Genomic DNA, 17,140 nt, shown 5'->3' on the forward strand with positions numbered 1-17,140 from the left:
TTGAAGGTTTATCGTGAGTAACTAGATGGCAAAGTGCAGTTAGCGCTCGGGATCCGAGGTTGACTGCACTTTTACTTGTTCAGCAAGTTGTTGGTATTCTTGTTTGATTTCTGCAATATAAACATCGTGAAAATTCAATTCATTAAATTCATCTATACAGAGCTGATAACGGCGTAGCTGCTCAGATTTTTCTTCGGCGGTATCCCATATTTCCATTAGCATAGCGTTTGATTCCATTCATAAATTTAATATATGTATCCAGCATGCATTTTAACTATGTCTACTGATAATTAATCGAGTCGGCTTCAAAATGGTTACGCTTCATTTTGTCCTGAGACGTTATCTTTTCTATAAATCTATTTTAAACAAAGTGTTAGAGTTAACATCTATGTTATACCGTATGAGTGTATAACTGTTTTCCTCGTCTTCTTCGGGACAAATGCTTACATCAAGGCGCTGCCATATCCTTATAGTGTTTCTATCTCGATGATTGGATTGTGCCTGTGAGCATTTTGCTCTAGATTGATATTTCTTTGTTTTTATCTTCTGGCCTTGATGCTTTTTTGCCCTTTGGAGCCGTGTAATGGCTAATATTCTGTTAGTTGCCAATCTCAACTGTGATCGAATCTTACTGCTTGATAAACCTTTAAAAACGGGTGGACGTTTCCATTATCAAGATGGCGGCCAAAGGCTCGGCGGCGGTGGGGCAAATACCGGATTAGGTTTAGTCTGGGCAGGGCATAGCGTCGCGTTGGTGAGTCAAGTGGGCCGTGATGACATGGGGGATTGGCTCATTGCAGAAGCCAGTACGCAAGGTCTCGATTGTCGTTTAGTGCAGCGCCGCGCCGGCAATACATGCGAAATGCTGCTTGTAATGACGCCAGATGGCGAGCGCACCATTATTCGGCCACAAAGACCCATATTTGAATTATCTGTACCGCCGAAATGGCAGTCATGGGATGCGTTGTATTTTAATACTTCCGCTGAAGGCTCTGTCAGCTGGGCAAAAACAGCTTTAGAACATTGTCTTGTGGTCGCGCAATTAGCCAAGGACGACAGACAGAGACCTTGTCATATTTTATTGGCCTCCATGAGTGATATTCAGGGGCGTTGTGATGGCGCATCTTGGGAATATGGCAAAAGTATTGGCGGCGATTGTCTGCGTTACTTTATTGTCACCGATGGTATCAATGGGGCTAAGGTTTACACGCACGATCAAGTGCAGCATGTTGCCGCTATCCCTGCCACAGTTGTTGATACCACTGGCGCGGGTGATGCCTATGCGTCAGGGTTGATCCACAGTCTCTGCATCGGCCAGTCGATTACTGAGGCCATGGCAGAAGGGGCGATTTGGGCGGCATTTGCGGTGGCAACTGATAGTTCTATTCCGGGTGAGGCACTAAAACAGTATTTAGAGGCGAAGCAAATCGCATGAAAATCTGCGGGCGAGCAGTTTGAGTCATCTTTTTGTCATACGTCCTTGCTAGAGTATGTCTTGTGGCGCATAGCTTGTCCCTTAACGTTTTCTTGTACTTTTCTCCCATTTATTGGTTAGTATGTTTTTGCCTCGTTTCCCCAACGAGGCATTTTTTTTGCTCAAAATAAAGTTATTCCATCGTAGAACGCCAATACGACAGAAATCTTGTGCGGCCATGGCGCAATTGCGTTAACATTTATTCAACTAAAATAGTTATCGTTAAATTAAAATAATAAGCCACTCAAGGTGTTCTGTAGTCTTTGGAGTTGAGAATGGGCAATAACGCTTGGAATGATAAAAATAAATTTATTTGGCTTCTGTCTGTTTTGCTTTTGGTCGCCTTTTTAGTGACCAGCGGTATCAGTTACAAAGTGGCTCATGATTCACTGAGCCAGCAAATAGAGAGCAATACCTTACCGCTCACAAGTGACAATATTTATTCAGAAATTCAACAGGATTTGTTACGACCCATCTTTATTTCATCCTTGATGGCGCAGGATACCTTTGTTCGGGATTGGACCTTAAGTCATGAGCAAGAGCCCGAAAAACTCATTCGTTACCTTAAGGAAATCCAAGAGAAATACGGTACAGTCACTAGCTTTTTTGTGTCTGAGAAAAGTCGAAATTATTACCATTCCACGGGCATTTTAAAACAAATTCAAGATGTAGAGCCTGACGATGCTTGGTATTTTCGAGTGCGCTCTTTACCCGAATCTGAACATTATGAGGTCAATATTGATGCCGATACGGCAGATCGCAGTAAGACAACCGTATTTGTGAATTATAAGGTTTTTGATTTTGAAGGAAAATTTATTGGTGTTACTGGTGTGGGGTTGGCGGTTGAAAAGGTTAAAGCCTTAATTGAGTTATATCAAAAGCGTTATAACCGCCGAGTGTTCTTTACCGATCGGCAAGGTAATGTCACTTTGCATGGCGATCAATATGACGGTACGGATTCGCTGCAAACGAACGTAGGGCTTGATAATTTGGCTACGCGTATTTTAACCAGCCCAAGTGCCGCCTTCAGCTATCAGAAAAACGGGAAAACGGTTTATCTCAATAGTCGCTTAGTTCCTGAGTTTAAGTGGTATTTGATTGTTGAGCAGGAGGATGCGCCACAAGAGCGGGAACTGTTAAATACGTTTTGGGGTAATTTGGCGTTAAGCCTAATGGTGACCCTAGGTATTTTATTCATCTCCAACATGACCTTAGGTCGTTATCAGCGCAAACTAGAAATTATGGCGTCTACCGATAAGCTCACTGGCGCCGCTAACCGTCAGGTATTTGATGAGTACTTTAGGCAGGCGTTAGATAAAGCCAAGCTGACACAATCGCCGATTTCAATACTCTTGCTGGATATCGACCACTTTAAAAAAGTGAACGACAGTTATGGGCATGGGATTGGTGACTTAGTATTAAAAACCATGACTAATATGCTGCGTGGTTTACTACAACAACAGGATATTTTATGTCGCTGGGGCGGTGAGGAGTTTTTAATTTTACTTCCTGAGATGGATTTATCCCGAGCGGCAGAATTGGCAGAACAGATCCGTGACCTCATTTCCCAGCGGGAAATTAAAGTGAATGGATTACACATTTCTATTACTGCCAGTATTGGTGTTGCTGAGCATCAAGTGCAAGAGCCTGCGGAGGACCTTATCAAACGTGCCGATCTGGCCTTGTATCAGGCAAAAGAAGCGGGCCGAAATCAAGTGGTGTTAAATCATTCATAGACTCTACTCGGTTCTTCTTGGCAGCAATGTTTAGCCTACCTTTGTGGGTTATGGCGCGGGTTGATTGTGTTATTGGCGTATCGCGGTTTACACTCTGACAGTAATGCGCGATAGGTCATTGATTTGGAGTTGCAGATGTCAAAGTTGTTGATTAATAAATTGTCTGGATTGTACTTAGGAACCCATCTTCAAGAAATGTCCGGTGTTGCTACGGGGATTGATGGTAAGCAAGCGGCTCAACAACTGTTAGTGCATATCGACCATGTTGAAGGGGACGCGCAGGCCGATCCAAAACACCATGGCGGCCTTGATCGCGTGCTACATCATTTCCCCCGCGAGCACTACGGCCAATATCGTCGTTGGGACTTAATCACCCAGCTCGAAGATGCGCCCAGCATGGGAGAGAACATTAGCACAGTTGGACTGAACGAAACTCAAGTCAATATTGGCGATATCTTGCAAATTGGCGCAGTAAAAGTGCAAGTGACTCAGCCGCGTTCACCTTGTTTTAAATTGAATCTGCAATTTGGTCACAAAGAATTCGCCCTCGCCATGCAGCAAAGCCAATTATGTGGTTGGTTTTATAGAATCTTAACCCCAGGGATTATTCAGTTAAACGATAGGATTGAATTAGTTGAGCGTCGTACTGATATCAGTGTTGCCGAGGCCATGTCACTCTATTTCTCGCCAACGTTTAATACCAGTGCCTATGATCGTTTAGCTTCCTGTGAGGGATTAGCGCTGAGTTGGGTTAATAGCCTACAACGCCGCTTAGCATTACAGACAGTAGAAGATTGGCAAATGCGTTTATATGGGCCGAGTGGAAAATAAGGCTTTATATTCAAAATGATAAAACAGGGATGACCTATGATTGAACCCGTTACAAAAAGTGATAAAGATTTTGGCTTACTGGTATACGCCTCAAGTTTTATTGGATACTTAGTGCCGTTGGGCTCTATTCTTGGTCCTTTGATCATTTGGCTGATGAAGCGTGAAGAGTCCGCATTTGTCGATCAATGTGGCCGTAGTTGTTTGAACTTTAAATTGAGCCTGTTGATTTATGTGATCATCAGTGCCGTATTAGCTTTGGTCGGAATAGGTTTCATCTTTTTAGCCATACTCGGCATATTCGATCTGGTGTGTACTGTGCTGGCGATTATTAAGGCCAGCGAAGGTAAAGTGTATCGCTATCCATTAACGATTAAATTTATTGCTATGGATTAATTGTCTCTGCGAGTTAAAGAAAAACGCCTTAGATGGAAACATCTAAGGCGTTTTTTATGGCGTAAGTTTTAAGGTCTTACACCTTAAACTTGGCCACTAAGGTATCTAAGCGGTGTGACAGTTGATTCAAGGCTAAACTCGCCTGTGCCGCCGCTTGTGCAGTATTGGCAGTACGTTGAGTAATGTCATTGATTTCAGTGACGTTACGGTTGATGTCCTCCACAACTGTAGATTGTTCTTCCGTTGCCGCAGCAACTTGGATGTTCATGTCGCTGATAAGACCAATGCGATCGCTAATGCCAATTAACGATTTGCTGGCTTCATCGACGGCCACAACGCCTTCGTGGGAGCGGGTACGACTCTGGGCCATCGCATTAACCGCGCGGCTGGCTTCCGATTGCAGCTTGTCGATCATGCCTTGCACTTCATTGGTCGATGCTGCTGTGCGTGAGGCTAAGTTACGTACTTCATCGGCCACGACAGCAAATCCGCGTCCAGCTTCGCCGGCACGTGCTGCTTCAATGGCCGCGTTAAGTGCTAACAAGTTAGTCTGCTCAGAGATAGCGCGGATCACATCTAAAATACCACCGATGGATTTAGTGTGGGTTGCGAGGGACTCAATCACTTCACCCACTTGGCCAACGTCTTTCGACAATTGGTTAATGGTATCGCGGGCACGGGTTACCACAACTTGGCCGCTGCTGGCTTCAGTATCTGCATCTCTGGCGGCAACCGCAGCTTGGGCGGCATTACTGGCAATTTCGTTAACCGTCGCGCCCATTTCATTAATGGCCGTTACCACCATCATAGTGCGATCTTTCTGCTCGTGGCTGTCTTCTAAGGTTTGCTGTGCCTGATTCGACACATCCTTAGCCGAGAAACCGAGCTGTTCGCTGGTTTGTGCCACTTCGATGACAGATTCCTGTATCTTACTGATAAAGCTGTTAAATCCCTTAGCGAGCTGTGCAATTTCATCTTCACCATTGACAGGTAGACGTTGGCGTAAGTCACCTTCACCTTCGCCTATGTCGTGGAACATGGCGGCAACTTGGGCGATTGGACGACTCACTGAACCAGCCACCACGATGGCGAGTACAATAAAGCCCGCTGCAATGATTAGCGTCCAGATTAAGATCTGATAAGCCGCTTCGGTTAATAGTGCGAATACTTCGGCCTCTGGCACCTGTGCGACTAAGTACCAATCCATAGATGCGATATAACTACTGGCAACCAGCATGTTTTCGCCATTGATTTTGGTATTGATCAGATTGAAATCACTGCGGTTTAATAATGAGCTTGAACTCGCATCCTTGTATAAGTTGCTTAGGCTGCTCTTACCAATTTGGCTCGTATCTGGGTGGAGTTTTACCTCACCTTTAGCATCCACTAAGTAGACTAAACCGGTTTCTTCAATTTTAAACGAGCTCAGCAAACGCACCATGTCATCGAGTGATTTAGCGAGCCCGACTAAGCCGCGACCATTGGGTTGTTGGTAGTTAATGAAGAGTTTGACTTCGCCGTTGGCCTCAGTAAATACGTTCAACATACGTTCTTGGCCACTGTCTCGGTAACCAAAAAACCAGCCATCCTGCGCAGGAGTGAGCACTCGCAGAAAACCATCCTGAGTGTAGTAGGCGGCAGTTTGTCTATCAGCGTAGGAAGCTTGCGCTAGCTTATACTGACGAGTGATGTCTTTGAGTTGGGCTACGACTTGGGTTTCTTGGGCCTGTGGTCTACCGTCTTCGAGCCATTGCAGTAACATGCGGCTACTGGCCAATTGCTCTGCAGCATTCATCAAAGTGGAAATGTCGAGATCGATCTTATTGCGAATTTGCATCATTAAGCTCGGTAATTCCGAGCCTAACATCCTTTGTTGTACGACATTTTTCGCGCTACGTTGGCTTAATACGCCGACGAGTATGGTCGACAACAGTACTGCAAATGTCACTGTTAACAGAATTTTCTGCTTAATGGTGAGGTTATTAAATATCATAAATATCAATATGCCTGTGTTGGACTATTTTGAGTTATCGGTCAACACACTCTTGTACGGTAAAAGATTATCGGACAGAAATGTTAAAAGTTAACCTTAGTCTAGGCCGGTTGCCGAATAAAACAGCGTATAGAACACTTATTTGGCCTAACCTGTTGGTCTTGCTGTAGATCTAATTATGTAGAGTATAGATGGAAATGAGATGGTGATTGAAAACGAACTCTTTTTTGTGTGGCAATTGTGGCCAATGTCGCGAGTAAGGGCAAGCAAAAAAAGTGAACTATTCGTGTAAAAGGTGAAAAAAAGGCGCTCCATTGAGCGCCATTATTTACATTTATCATCCAAATGTTACATGTTGGGGTAGTTTGGACCACCACCGCCTTCCGGTGTAACCCAAGTGATGTTTTGGCTCGGATCTTTAATGTCGCAGGTTTTGCAATGAATGCAGTTTTGCGCATTGATTACAAACTTGGGTTGACCCGCCTCTTCGACGATTTCATACACGCCGGCTGGGCAGTAACGCTGTGCTGGCTCATTAAACTGAGTCAAGTTAATGCCCAGTGGAATACTGCTGTCCTTGAGACGTAAATGGCAGGGCTGATCTTCCTCATGATAAGTGCTCGACAGATACACTGAGGACAGTTTATCGAAGCTAAGCTTGCCATCGGGTTTTGGATAATCAATCTTGCTGTAAGCGCTCACAGGTGCCATTTGCGCATAGTCTGGGTGCTCATCACGCAGTGTGATAGGGAACTTTCCGCCAAACCAGTTTTGATCTATATAGTTGAATGCGCCGCCTAAATAGGTACCAAATTTGTGCATTGCTGGACCAAAGTTGCGGGATTTATGCAATTCTTCGTATAGCCAGCTTTCTTCAAGGTGGGTTTGGTAACAGTCGAGATCTTTACCGCCTTCAACCCCAGCCATCATGGCTTTACCTAAGGTTTCTGCTGCAACAATTCCGCTCTTCATCGCAGTGTGAGTGCCTTTGATTTTCGCAAAGTTCAACGTACCCGCGTTGCAGCCTATGATAAGACCGCCAGGAAAACTCATCTTAGGTAGCGAGTTTAAGCCGCCTTTAGTAATCGCGCGGGCGCCATAACTAAGGCGTTCGCCACCCGTTAAATACTTAGCAATCACAGGGTGGGTTTTATAGCGCTGGAATTCGTCAAATGGGCTCAGATGCGGATTTTTGTAGTTCAAATCAATAATAAGGCCGACCGCAATTTGGTTATCTTCCATGTGATAAAGGAAGCCGCCACCCGATGCGCCCTCGGTTAATGGCCAGCCACCTGTGTGAACGACTTTGCCTTGTTCGTGTTGCTCGGCGGGGACTTTCCAAATTTCTTTGAAGCCTAAACCGTAATGCTGTGGTGTTTTACCATTATCTAAATGGTATTTTTCGATAAGTTGCTTGCCTAAGTGGCCGCGGCAACCCTCGGAGAAAACGGTATATTTAGCATGCAACTCCATGCCTGGCATAAAGCTGTCTTTGGGTTCGCCATCGGCACCCACTCCCATATCGCCAATCAAAATACCTTTAACGCTGTTATCGGCGTTAAATAGCAGTTCACTGGCGGCAAAGCCGGGGAATATTTCGACACCGAGTTCTTCTGCGCGATTGGCAAGCCAGCGGGACAGATTACCGACGCTGATAATAAAATTGCCGTCGTTGTGCATGGTTTTTGGCACAAAAGCATTAGGCATGACTCGGCCGTCGATGGCTGAGCTGAGTAGGTAGATTTCGTCGTGGGTGACAGCGGTTTTTATTGGGGCATCTTTTTCGCGCCAGTCGCTGAATAGCTCGTCTAGCACTTTTGTCTCGAACACTGCGCCTGACAGAATATGCGCGCCCACTTCTGAGCCTTTTTCTACCACACAGACGGTAATTTCTTTGCCTGAATCCTGTGATATTTGCATTAATCGACATGCCGTGGCCAAGCCAGCTGGACCAGCACCGACGATAACAACATCGAATTCCATTGATTCGCGTTCCATCAGTTCACCTCTTCCTTCACGTTTCCCCGATTTTTATCGAGTGTTGTAGTTTGTAAACGGGCGTTTTATTGCTTGCACCACCTTACCTGAAAATAAGATAAGGTCACAGTGGATTAAGCTGCTGTTTAGTCTAATTCAATACAAATCTTTAGGTGAGGACTGTCACAGATTATTCACGCTAGCGTGATCTAGGTTAATAAATACCTGTTTAGGGGTATAGCTAGTGAGTACTTTCGGCCTATAATCACCGACGACGGTTCTCCGAGCTTGCCTGCCTAAGTCGAAAGATATGGAGGTGTAGCCGTGGTAATAATGCCACCGGGGTGGGATAAGAAATGCTCTCACCTCCCACACTTGGAAAGGTGATCATGTCTCAATTACAAGACAGCTTTGGTCGAAAATTTCACTATTTACGGATGTCAGTCACTGACGTTTGTAACTTCAAATGCAGTTACTGCCTTCCTGATGGTTATCATCCTGAAGGTAAACCAAAATTCTTATCTCTCAATGAGATAGAAAACTTAGTCTCCGCATTTAGCCAAGTCGGCACCCAAAAAATCCGCATTACAGGCGGTGAACCTACCCTGCGTAAAGACTTTACCGACATCATTCGTGTCGTCGCCGATAACCCGCGTATTCATACTATTGCGACGACCACTAATGGATATCGACTCGAAAAGCATGCCAAAGAATGGTTCGATGCTGGCTTGCGTCGTATCAATGTGTCCGTGGATAGTTTAGATCCCAAAATGTTTTACCAGATCACCGGCGAAAATAAGTTTGACGAAGTGATGCGGGGGATTGATGCCGCTTTGTCGGCAGGTTTCGAGCGAGTAAAAATCAACGCCGTACTGCTTAAAGGTTTAAACGATAAAGATTTGCCACGTTTTTTACACTGGATTAAACACACGCCAATCGACCTGCGTTTTATCGAGCTGATGGAAACGGGTCTTGGTCGTGAGTATTTTGAAGCACATCACCTAGCGGGCGCCGACATCAAAGCACAGTTACTGGCAGATGGCTGGCAATTAGATACGCCAAGTGCCTCCGATGGTCCAGCCCAAAATTTCAGCCGCAGCGATTATCAGGGCCGTATCGGCTTGATCATGCCCTATGCCAATAATTTTTGTGCTACCTGTAACCGTTTACGGGTATCTGCTAAGGGTAAATTGCACTTGTGCCTCTTTACGGAATCCGGTGTCGATTTACGTGATCTGCTACAGCATTCTAACCAGCAAGCGGAATTAATTGAGCGTCTGCACGGTCAATTAGCCCAGAAGAAAGAAACCCATTACTTGCATCAAGGCATCACAGGTGTCACTCAGCATCTTGCCTCTATTGGCGGCTAGACCTGATTTTAGGTCTGTTGCCATAGCCAATTTAGCGCGAGTATAAGCTCAATTTCCCTTGTACCCTGTTTTGACCTCAATTAAAGGATCGCTCCGATGAGCAATGTATTTACCCATATTAATGCCGATGGCAATGCCCATATGGTCGATGTAACTGAAAAAGCCGTTACCGAGCGCGAAGCCCGTGCAGAAGCTTTTATCGAGATGGCGAGCACAACACTCGAGATGATCATGAGTGGTAGCCACCACAAGGGTGATGTGTTTGCGACCGCGCGTATTGCGGGCATTCAAGCCGCGAAAAAAACCTCAGACCTTATCCCTCTCTGCCATCCGCTGATGCTAACGAAAGTTGAAGTCGATTTAGAGGCACAACCTGAACATAACCGCGTGCGTATTACTAGCCTGTGCAAGTTATCCGGCAAAACGGGCGTAGAGATGGAAGCGTTAACAGCAGCTTCAGTGGCGGCGTTAACTATCTATGACATGTGCAAGGCCGTGCAAAAAGATATGGTGATCTCCCAAGTCCGTCTGTTGGAAAAGCGTGGCGGCAAGTCGGGACACTTTAAGGTTTAGCGGATCAAAAACGAGATAAGACTATGATTAACGTGTTGTTTTTTGCTCAAGTTCGAGAATTATTGGGCACAGCTAAATTAAGTCTAGAGGCGAGCGAGCAGACTCAAACTGCCGAAGCGTTACGGGCAACGCTGGCGGCAACCGACGACAAATGGGCTAAAGTATTAACCTCTGACAAATTGCTGGTGGCGGTAAATCAGACCATTAGTCAATGGGATACGCCTGTAAACGATGGTGATGAAGTCGCCTTTTTCCCACCGGTTACAGGAGGTTAATATGCGTTTATTACCCGCAGTTCGAGTGCAAGAGGTCGATTTTAGTGTTTCTGACGAATATCGCCAGCTAGCTCAAGATGATAGCGATGGTGCCGTAGTCACTTTTGTCGGCAAAGTGCGTGATTTTAACGATGGGACCGCGGTGACAGACTTAACCTTAGAGCACTATCCGGGTATGACCGAAGCCGTGTTAGAACAAATCGTTGCCGAGGCGCGTAGCCGCTGGCCGCTCAATAAAGTGACGGTTATTCACCGTGTCGGTACTATGGCTCTGGGTGAGCAGATTGTGTTTATCGGCGTAACCAGCGCCCATCGCAAGGCCGCTTTTGCTGCCTGTGAATTCTTAATCGACTTTTTAAAAACCAAAGCGCCATTCTGGAAATTAGAAGCGGGCGAGCAAGGTAAAAGTTGGGTTGAAGCGAAAGATGCCGATGAACAAGCGGCTAAGCTATGGCAACACAAAGACTAGTCGCGTGGCAGAGATACTCGTAGTCGCAACGCAGCTTGCCAGTTTAAGACCCGCGCGAATATTGCACTAAGGTGACCCAATGCAGAGTTTGACCCGTTTCTTCCATACCTGTGTTTTTGCATTACTCTGGTGCTTGGCGGTCGCGCCATCGTTCAGTCGAGCGGCGGATAATACAGCGATTCCCGCAATTGCCGCTGCCTCAGATTTACGTTTTGCCCTCGATGATATTAGCCAAAAATTTACCAATGAAACTGGGCTAAAAGTAAAAATATCCTATGGGTCATCGGGCAATTTTGCTACTCAAATCCAAAACGGTGCGCCCTATGAATTATTTTTATCTGCGGATGAAAAATATATTCAACAATTGCATAGTGCTGGCGTTGCCCGCGATGCTGGTGTGCTTTATGCCCAAGGGCAACTCGCTATTGTTGTACCTAAAACTGGTTGTTTGTCCGTTGATCCTGAACTTAAGGGGTTAGCCGAAGCACTCGCTGCAGGAAAAATTACCCGTTTTGCTATTGCTAATCCTGATCACGCTCCCTATGGCGAAAAGGCCAAAGAAGCATTGCAGTTTGTGCAGTTGTGGGATGTGATTCAACCTAAATTGATCCTTGGGGAAAATGTGTCCCAAGCAGGGCAGTTTGCGATTAGTGGTTCAACCCAGGGCGGGATTATTGCGCTCTCTTTAGCTATGTCTCCTACATTTGCCAAACATAGCGATTACGCCATAGTGCCAGCAAAAATGCATAGTCCACTGTTTCAGCGTATGGCATTAATGACCAAGGCGGGTGAAACAGCTCAGCATTTTTACGATTATTTAAGAGCCGATAGTGCCCGTCGTGTTTTGGCCGATTATGGTTTTTCATTGCCAGAGCAACCATGATGGATTGGCAGGCACTTTGGTTATCGGTCAAGCTGAGTGGCATCACAGTTTTAGTGTTGATTCCTTTAGCTATTTTGGCTGGACGGGCATTAGCCTATCGTCAATTTGTCGGCAAATCTTGGGTCGAGGCGCTGATCATGGTGCCCTTAGTATTACCGCCAACTGTGATTGGTTATTACTTGCTGGTGGGGCTAGGTAGTCAAAGTTGGCTCGGACAATGGATTGAACAAGTCATTGGTCAGCAACTCGTGTTTCACTTTTCTGGTTTGGTTATTGCCTCCGTTTTAGTCAATATTCCCTTCGCTGTGCAGCCGATACAACGCGCCTTCGAAGCTGTGCCGAATGATGTTCGCGACGCAGCCGCTTGTTGCGGCATGAGTCGACTTAAAATTCTACTTAAAATTGAATTGCCTATGGTGTGGCCGGGTGTGCTAACGGCATTAGTTCTGTGCTTCTCCCATGTGCTTGGGGAGTTTGGCGTTGTGCTGATGATGGGCGGCAATATTGCTGGCGAGACCAAGACGATTTCGATTGCAATTTATGACAGTGTGCAATCATTCGATTTTAATGCCGCTGGCACTATGTCATTAGTCTTATTGCTGTTTGCCGTGACGGCGTTAGCACTAACAACCAGTCTATCGCGGCGTTTAGGAGGTCAGCGTGGCGCAAATCATCGCTGATCTGCAGTGTCAGATCCAAAATCATAAACACATTAAACTCAACGCCGATTTTCGCTGTAAAGCGGGTGAAGTACTTGCTGTGGTCGGGCCGTCTGGCGGTGGAAAAACCACGCTGCTACGGATGATCGCTGGGTTGAATCATCCCGATACGGGACAAATCCACTTTGGCGATCGGCCTTGGTTTGATGATAAAGCGCGTATCGCCTTAAGCCCGCAGCAACGCCATATCGGTTATATGCCGCAGCATTTTGGGCTATTTCCGAATCTCACTGCCTTAGAAAATGTAGTCGCTGGGCTTGATCATATTCCCAAGGCGGAACGCATACCGCGCGCGAAAGATTGGCTCGAACGGGTCAATCTACAGGGATTACCCGATCGATTACCGGCGCATTTATCGGGCGGCCAGCGCCAGCGCGTTGCGCTTGCCAGAGCGCTTGCTCGCGAACCGTCGGTTTTGTTGCTGGATGAGCCTTTTTCTGCGGTGGACAGGGAAACTCGCGAGCGTTTATACCTTGAACTTGCGCGCCTCAAAGAGCAGTTACTTTGCCCAGTGATTATGGTCACCCACGACTTAAATGAAGCCTTACTGCTGGCTGATTCGATGATTTTGATCAGCCAAGGCAAGATGCTACAGCAAGGTGCACCTTTCGAGGTGTTATCGCGGCCACGAAATGAAGCTGTGGCTAGGCAGATGGGGCTAAGAAATATTTTTGATGGTGAAGTGGTATTTCAAGACAGCACTAAAAATCTCACTTGGCTTAAATTTGGTGAGCAGCTAATTGCCTGCGACTATGGCAAAGATCGCCCTGTGGGAAGTCGAGTCCGTTGGGTTATCCCCAATCAAGGTATTCGTTTTAATTCGATTTCCAAAGGGCGTTTATGCCGCAGTTTTAATAAATTAGATGTCACGATCGACGCTATGCTGGTGATGGGCGAATCTGTTCGGCTTATCTGCTACGTCACTGGCACCCCATTACAACTTAACACTGAAGTCTCGCTGCATTTTGCCCAAAAGCTTGCTCTTACTAAGGGGATGCAAACTACGGTGGCACTCAAATCCGAACAAATTCATATTTTGGAATAGCTTAGTCCACCATGATAACTCTGAGTAAACCAGCCACCATTTAGGTGCGATTTCGCATTATCGCGTCTAGCTCAGTTATCAATTGGGCTATTGTCGTTTGAAATTGAGCCAATTCCGCTTCAGCATTATTATTTCCCTGTTGCCTCATTTTTTCTTCGAGTATCCAAGCGTGCTCTGCTATTGATGTGAGCCCTAACATACTGATAGTTCCAGCACATCTATGGATCTTATCCGCAAGTTGAGGTGTTTTAAGTTGAATATCCTGAAGTGAGGTTTCGAGCTCAGTTTTAAACATTAATAGCATTTTGCTTAATGTCTCTTCCCGACCAAAGGCATCCTCTAATATTTTTATATCGATAAGTGCTGGTTTTGCAGACGGTAGCCATTTCAAAAGCATTTCATACAGCTCATCTAAGTGCAGTGGTTTTGCTAGTAAGTCATCCATCCCAACTGCGATGCACCTTTGTTTCTGTTCATTTAACACGTTGGCCGTGAGTGCGATGATGGGAATATGTTGCCCCTCGATTTCCTGCGATCTCACTTGTTGGCAAAAAGTGTAGCCATCCATCACTGGCATGCGGCAATCGCATAACACTAAGTCATATTGAGTCTTTTGCATGAGGGCGAGCGCTTGGGCACCGTTATCTGCGATATCGCATGTTAGGCGTAACTGTTTCAGCTGTCGCTGCACCAATATCTGATTAAGTTGATGATCTTCAACTAATAATATTTTGCATTCTGGCCAGTTAAACTTAAATTGAATATCCCTTTGCGGGGTTGAGACAATAGTATCAATCCACCCCATGTTGATGTAACAAACATCCTTCACAGCTTGCGATGTTAAGGGATTTGCATTCAATAAACATTGCTCATTTTGATATCTATAACCCAGTGCTTCATTAAAGTGAGTGCAGAGTATATGTTGCCGATCATCCGAAGCATTATCAGTAAACAACAGGTCTGCATTGGCTTTATTCTCTGTTAATACAATGCCTAATGAAGCTAAATGCCAAGATAAAGTGTGACGTAGTTTTATATCGCCGATGGCGATATATGCTTTTAATTCCTGTAATTGCTCATCAAATTCATTCTGAGCCACCACAGGTAACCGAATGCGTAAACCAATAAATGTGCCTAAATGAGGGGCGCTATTCAGGATGATGTCGCCGCCCATCATTTCGGCGAGTGTATGGCTAATGGCAAGGCCCAAACCTGCACCACCATAGCTACGTGTTGTCGAGACATCAGCTTGCTCAAAAATATTGAATATTCGCGCTTGAGTCTCAGTATTCATACCGATACCCGTATCTTGTACGCCAATGAGCAGTAATTGTTGACCTTCTTGTTCGGCTTCAAGTTTGACTGAGACTTCAATAAACCCGCGTTCAGTGAATTTAATGGCGTTATTTACCCAGTTGAATAGGATTTGCTTTATGCGAAGACTGTCTCCTGTTACCCGTGCTGCTACGCCTTGGTCAACGTGTAAGTAGAGGCTTAAGCCTTTAGTGCGTAAATCATTCATGACCATATTAAGCGTACTATCGAGAACTTCACGCAATAGAATAGGGGTTGATTCTAAGCGCATTTTCCCCATGTCTATTTTAGAGAAATCGAGAATATTATTAATGATTTGGAGGATTTCTTCCGCGCCATTACTAATGATTTGCACCATTTGTTTTTGTTCTATACCAAGAGGGGTAAAGCTGAGTTGCTCTGCCATACCCACGAGTCCATTCATGGGCGTGCGGATCTCATGGCTCATGGCTGCGAGAAATTCAGCTTTTCTTTTAGTGGCTTGCTCGGCGTTTTCTTTTGCGATGGCTAGAGCATTTTCGACGATACGCCGTTTATTGATTTCTTGCCTGAGTTTTAAATAGGCTATGGTTAAGCCGCCAATGAAAAGCAGTAAACCTATCGCAATCGGCAGTAGTGTTTTAAGTAAAGTGTGCCAAGAGATGCCTTCGCTGTAATTTACGGCTAGCCAAGTATTGCGGATCTGCTGTTTTTCTTTCTCACTCATACTGGAGAAAACACGGTTAATTAATGGGATAAGTGGCCAATAAGGTTCACGAACGGCAACAGCGAGTTCATCTTTATAAGGCGTTGGTGCCGCTACTCGTAATTCATCGTCAAATTTGTCGTCGATAAGCATAGTCACAACGGCCAAATTACCTATGTAAGCCGCTGCTTTGCCCTTTGCGACTAAGGTCAGACCTTCGTCAGGATTGGCTGAAACTACAACATCGATATTCGGATAGGCTTTTTTAATGCTTGGCAGCAGTAGATTATCTGTGATGACCACGCGTTGAAAGTTCAGTTCTGACAGCCCCGCGATTCGCGGACTGTTGCGGGCAGTGGCTATAACAATAGGGAAAGACGTAAACACTTCGCTCATGTGCCAGTCTGGATATTGTGCTTTCAATCGTGTTGGAATAATGGCGAGATCAATCTCATGATTAACGAGTGCGCTTTGGATTTCATCCCACGTTCTGGTTTTTTGTGCCGCATAATCAAGCCCTAGTTTTTCTCTGAACTGTTCAAGATAATCAGCAAGTAAACCAACCAAGATGCCTTTATTGTTAACCGAAGAGAATGGCATCCAATGACTTACAAATCCGACTCTGAGTGAAGGTAAACCTGCCAGCCATTCGCGTTCATTGGGTCTAAGTAGAAAATTACTGTGGCCTAAAAAATGAAGATCGCCCATACCTAGCCAAGTCACTTCGAGAGCATTGCGCTCTTCTACACTCAGAGCCATTAAGGCGTTATCGAGTTGTGTTACAAGCAGGCTATTGTTCTTCGTGATCCCTAAATGTAAGTTTTCCATCATCAGGGGGGCTTGGGCAACGATAAGAAGTTCAGGGTGTGCGCTAATGTATTGGTTAGCAACATGAAGATTACCGATATAGGCATCGGTCGTTTTATCAATGACGGAGGAAAGTGCTTGTTCTGTATTAGAAAATGTTACTTCTGTTACGGTTGGATAATGCAATTTGACTAATTTCTCCGTCGAGAATCCTTTTTCAACGGCAATCCGAGCTTGGCCAAATTCACTCACATCGCGAAAAAATCGGCTGTCGTAACGAATAACGACAACAGTAGGGGAGGTGTAGTATGAGCGGCTAAACATAAGGCATTGAGTACGTTCAACAGTGCGAAAAGCGTCAAGCAAGACATCGACTTCCCCATTACAGCCAGCAGAATAGAGGCTCATCCAATTGGGATAAACCTTCCAGTCTATTTGGTAATTAAGATTTTTGGCGAGCAGTTGTATGAGTTCGACACTAAATCCCGTTGTTATCTGGTCATTAATTTGTTGAAAAGGTCCCCAGCCATTGGCGAGTACGCCTACTCTAATTGTTGTGGTTTTGGGCTGTTCGGCATGAGTGATAAAAGTCATGC

General features: G+C 45.4%; 15 protein-coding genes and 1 riboswitch. Of the genes, 11 read left to right on the forward strand and 4 right to left on the reverse strand.

Annotated elements, in window-relative coordinates:
* Window positions 1-39: 39 nt before the first annotated feature.
* Window positions 40-222 carry a hypothetical protein gene (locus tag RA178_RS01475; protein WP_113941356.1) on the reverse strand — a complete coding sequence of 61 codons (183 nt, stop codon included), beginning with the start codon at window positions 220-222 and terminating at the stop codon, window positions 40-42.
* Between the two features lie 361 nt (window positions 223-583).
* Between RA178_RS01475 and RA178_RS01480 the strand changes: the two genes are divergently transcribed.
* The 4 genes from RA178_RS01480 to RA178_RS01495 all read left to right on the forward strand — a co-directional run bounded on the left by RA178_RS01480 (window position 584) and on the right by RA178_RS01495 (window position 4,434).
* Window positions 584-1,435, forward strand: coding sequence for a PfkB family carbohydrate kinase (locus tag RA178_RS01480; RefSeq protein ID WP_263201468.1), 852 nt, complete (start codon window positions 584-586; stop codon window positions 1,433-1,435).
* A 314-nt stretch (window positions 1,436-1,749) separates the two neighbouring features.
* Window positions 1,750-3,210: a sensor domain-containing diguanylate cyclase gene (locus RA178_RS01485; RefSeq protein WP_105251077.1), complete on the forward strand. Its 1,461-nt coding sequence runs from the start codon at window positions 1,750-1,752 to the stop codon at window positions 3,208-3,210.
* A 135-nt stretch (window positions 3,211-3,345) separates the two neighbouring features.
* Window positions 3,346-4,041: an MOSC domain-containing protein gene (locus tag RA178_RS01490; protein WP_173242672.1), complete on the forward strand. Its 696-nt coding sequence runs from the start codon at window positions 3,346-3,348 to the stop codon at window positions 4,039-4,041.
* 36 nt (window positions 4,042-4,077) lie between these two features.
* On the forward strand, window positions 4,078-4,434 hold the full coding sequence (locus RA178_RS01495) for a DUF4870 domain-containing protein (RefSeq protein ID WP_263256966.1): 357 nt from the start codon (window positions 4,078-4,080) through the stop codon (window positions 4,432-4,434).
* A 76-nt stretch (window positions 4,435-4,510) separates the two neighbouring features.
* Here the strand turns inward: RA178_RS01495 and RA178_RS01500 are convergent, their stop codons facing one another.
* Window positions 4,511-6,427, reverse strand: a complete 1,917-nt coding sequence (locus tag RA178_RS01500) for a methyl-accepting chemotaxis protein (protein ID WP_105251080.1) — start codon at window positions 6,425-6,427, stop codon at window positions 4,511-4,513.
* Between the two features lie 348 nt (window positions 6,428-6,775).
* Entirely contained in the window at window positions 6,776-8,425 is a 1,650-nt protein-coding gene (locus RA178_RS01505) for an electron transfer flavoprotein-ubiquinone oxidoreductase (RefSeq protein WP_306684240.1), read from the reverse strand.
* A gap of 247 nt (window positions 8,426-8,672) precedes the next feature.
* Window positions 8,673-8,806: riboswitch (molybdenum cofactor riboswitch) on the forward strand.
* Between RA178_RS01505 and moaA the strand changes: the two genes are divergently transcribed.
* The 7 genes from moaA to RA178_RS01540 all read left to right on the forward strand — a co-directional run bounded on the left by moaA (window position 8,794) and on the right by RA178_RS01540 (window position 13,738).
* Window positions 8,794-9,774 carry a GTP 3',8-cyclase MoaA gene (gene moaA / locus RA178_RS01510; RefSeq protein WP_105251082.1) on the forward strand — a complete coding sequence of 327 codons (981 nt, stop codon included), beginning with the start codon at window positions 8,794-8,796 and terminating at the stop codon, window positions 9,772-9,774. (Overlaps the previous riboswitch by 13 nt.)
* A 96-nt stretch (window positions 9,775-9,870) precedes the next feature.
* Window positions 9,871-10,347 (forward strand): cyclic pyranopterin monophosphate synthase MoaC, encoded by a 477-nt coding sequence (gene moaC, locus RA178_RS01515; RefSeq protein WP_006079755.1) that lies wholly within the window; start codon window positions 9,871-9,873, stop codon window positions 10,345-10,347.
* Between the two features lie 23 nt (window positions 10,348-10,370).
* Window positions 10,371-10,622: a molybdopterin synthase sulfur carrier subunit gene (gene moaD, locus RA178_RS01520; protein ID WP_006079756.1), complete on the forward strand. Its 252-nt coding sequence runs from the start codon at window positions 10,371-10,373 to the stop codon at window positions 10,620-10,622.
* Window position 10,623: 1 nt separating this feature from the next.
* Complete coding sequence (gene moaE / locus RA178_RS01525; RefSeq protein WP_168826423.1) at window positions 10,624-11,091, forward strand: molybdopterin synthase catalytic subunit MoaE; 468 nt, start codon at window positions 10,624-10,626, stop codon at window positions 11,089-11,091.
* A gap of 79 nt (window positions 11,092-11,170) precedes the next feature.
* Complete coding sequence (modA, locus tag RA178_RS01530; protein WP_306684244.1) at window positions 11,171-11,974, forward strand: molybdate ABC transporter substrate-binding protein; 804 nt, start codon at window positions 11,171-11,173, stop codon at window positions 11,972-11,974.
* A complete protein-coding gene (gene modB, locus RA178_RS01535) occupies window positions 11,974-12,654 on the forward strand; it encodes a molybdate ABC transporter permease subunit (protein WP_306685385.1) in 681 nt (226 codons plus the stop codon). The genes modA and modB overlap by 1 nt, the downstream gene beginning before the upstream one ends.
* Window positions 12,635-13,738 carry an ABC transporter ATP-binding protein gene (locus tag RA178_RS01540; protein WP_173497784.1) on the forward strand — a complete coding sequence of 368 codons (1,104 nt, stop codon included), beginning with the start codon at window positions 12,635-12,637 and terminating at the stop codon, window positions 13,736-13,738. The genes modB and RA178_RS01540 overlap by 20 nt, the downstream gene beginning before the upstream one ends.
* 40 nt (window positions 13,739-13,778) lie before the next feature.
* Here the strand turns inward: RA178_RS01540 and RA178_RS01545 are convergent, their stop codons facing one another.
* A complete protein-coding gene (locus RA178_RS01545) occupies window positions 13,779-17,138 on the reverse strand; it encodes a response regulator (protein ID WP_306684247.1) in 3,360 nt (1,119 codons plus the stop codon).
* Window positions 17,139-17,140: the final 2 nt, after the last annotated feature.

The organism is Shewanella oncorhynchi, assembly GCF_030848765.1.
Classification (GTDB): domain Bacteria; phylum Pseudomonadota; class Gammaproteobacteria; order Enterobacterales; family Shewanellaceae; genus Shewanella; species Shewanella oncorhynchi.

Bases quoted from the DNA above. Each gene is read 5' to 3' on its own strand.
- modA (WP_306684244.1), top strand. From the start codon at position 11,171: ATGCAGAGTTTGACCCGTTTCTTCCATACCTGTGTTTTTGCATTACTC.
- moaE (WP_168826423.1), top strand. From the start codon at position 10,624: ATGCGTTTATTACCCGCAGTTCGAGTGCAAGAGGTCGATTTTAGTGTT.
- RA178_RS01495 (WP_263256966.1), top strand. From the start codon at position 4,078: ATGATTGAACCCGTTACAAAAAGTGATAAAGATTTTGGCTTACTGGTA.
- moaC (WP_006079755.1), top strand. From the start codon at position 9,871: ATGAGCAATGTATTTACCCATATTAATGCCGATGGCAATGCCCATATG.
- RA178_RS01475 (WP_113941356.1), bottom strand. From the start codon at position 222: ATGCTAATGGAAATATGGGATACCGCCGAAGAAAAATCTGAGCAGCTA.
- modB (WP_306685385.1), top strand. From the start codon at position 11,974: ATGGATTGGCAGGCACTTTGGTTATCGGTCAAGCTGAGTGGCATCACA.
- RA178_RS01500 (WP_105251080.1), bottom strand. From the start codon at position 6,427: ATGATATTTAATAACCTCACCATTAAGCAGAAAATTCTGTTAACAGTG.
- RA178_RS01505 (WP_306684240.1), bottom strand. From the start codon at position 8,425: ATGGAACGCGAATCAATGGAATTCGATGTTGTTATCGTCGGTGCTGGT.
- RA178_RS01485 (WP_105251077.1), top strand. From the start codon at position 1,750: ATGGGCAATAACGCTTGGAATGATAAAAATAAATTTATTTGGCTTCTG.
- RA178_RS01490 (WP_173242672.1), top strand. From the start codon at position 3,346: ATGTCAAAGTTGTTGATTAATAAATTGTCTGGATTGTACTTAGGAACC.
- moaD (WP_006079756.1), top strand. From the start codon at position 10,371: ATGATTAACGTGTTGTTTTTTGCTCAAGTTCGAGAATTATTGGGCACA.
- moaA (WP_105251082.1), top strand. From the start codon at position 8,794: ATGTCTCAATTACAAGACAGCTTTGGTCGAAAATTTCACTATTTACGG.
- RA178_RS01545 (WP_306684247.1), bottom strand. From the start codon at position 17,138: ATGACTTTTATCACTCATGCCGAACAGCCCAAAACCACAACAATTAGA.
- RA178_RS01480 (WP_263201468.1), top strand. From the start codon at position 584: ATGGCTAATATTCTGTTAGTTGCCAATCTCAACTGTGATCGAATCTTA.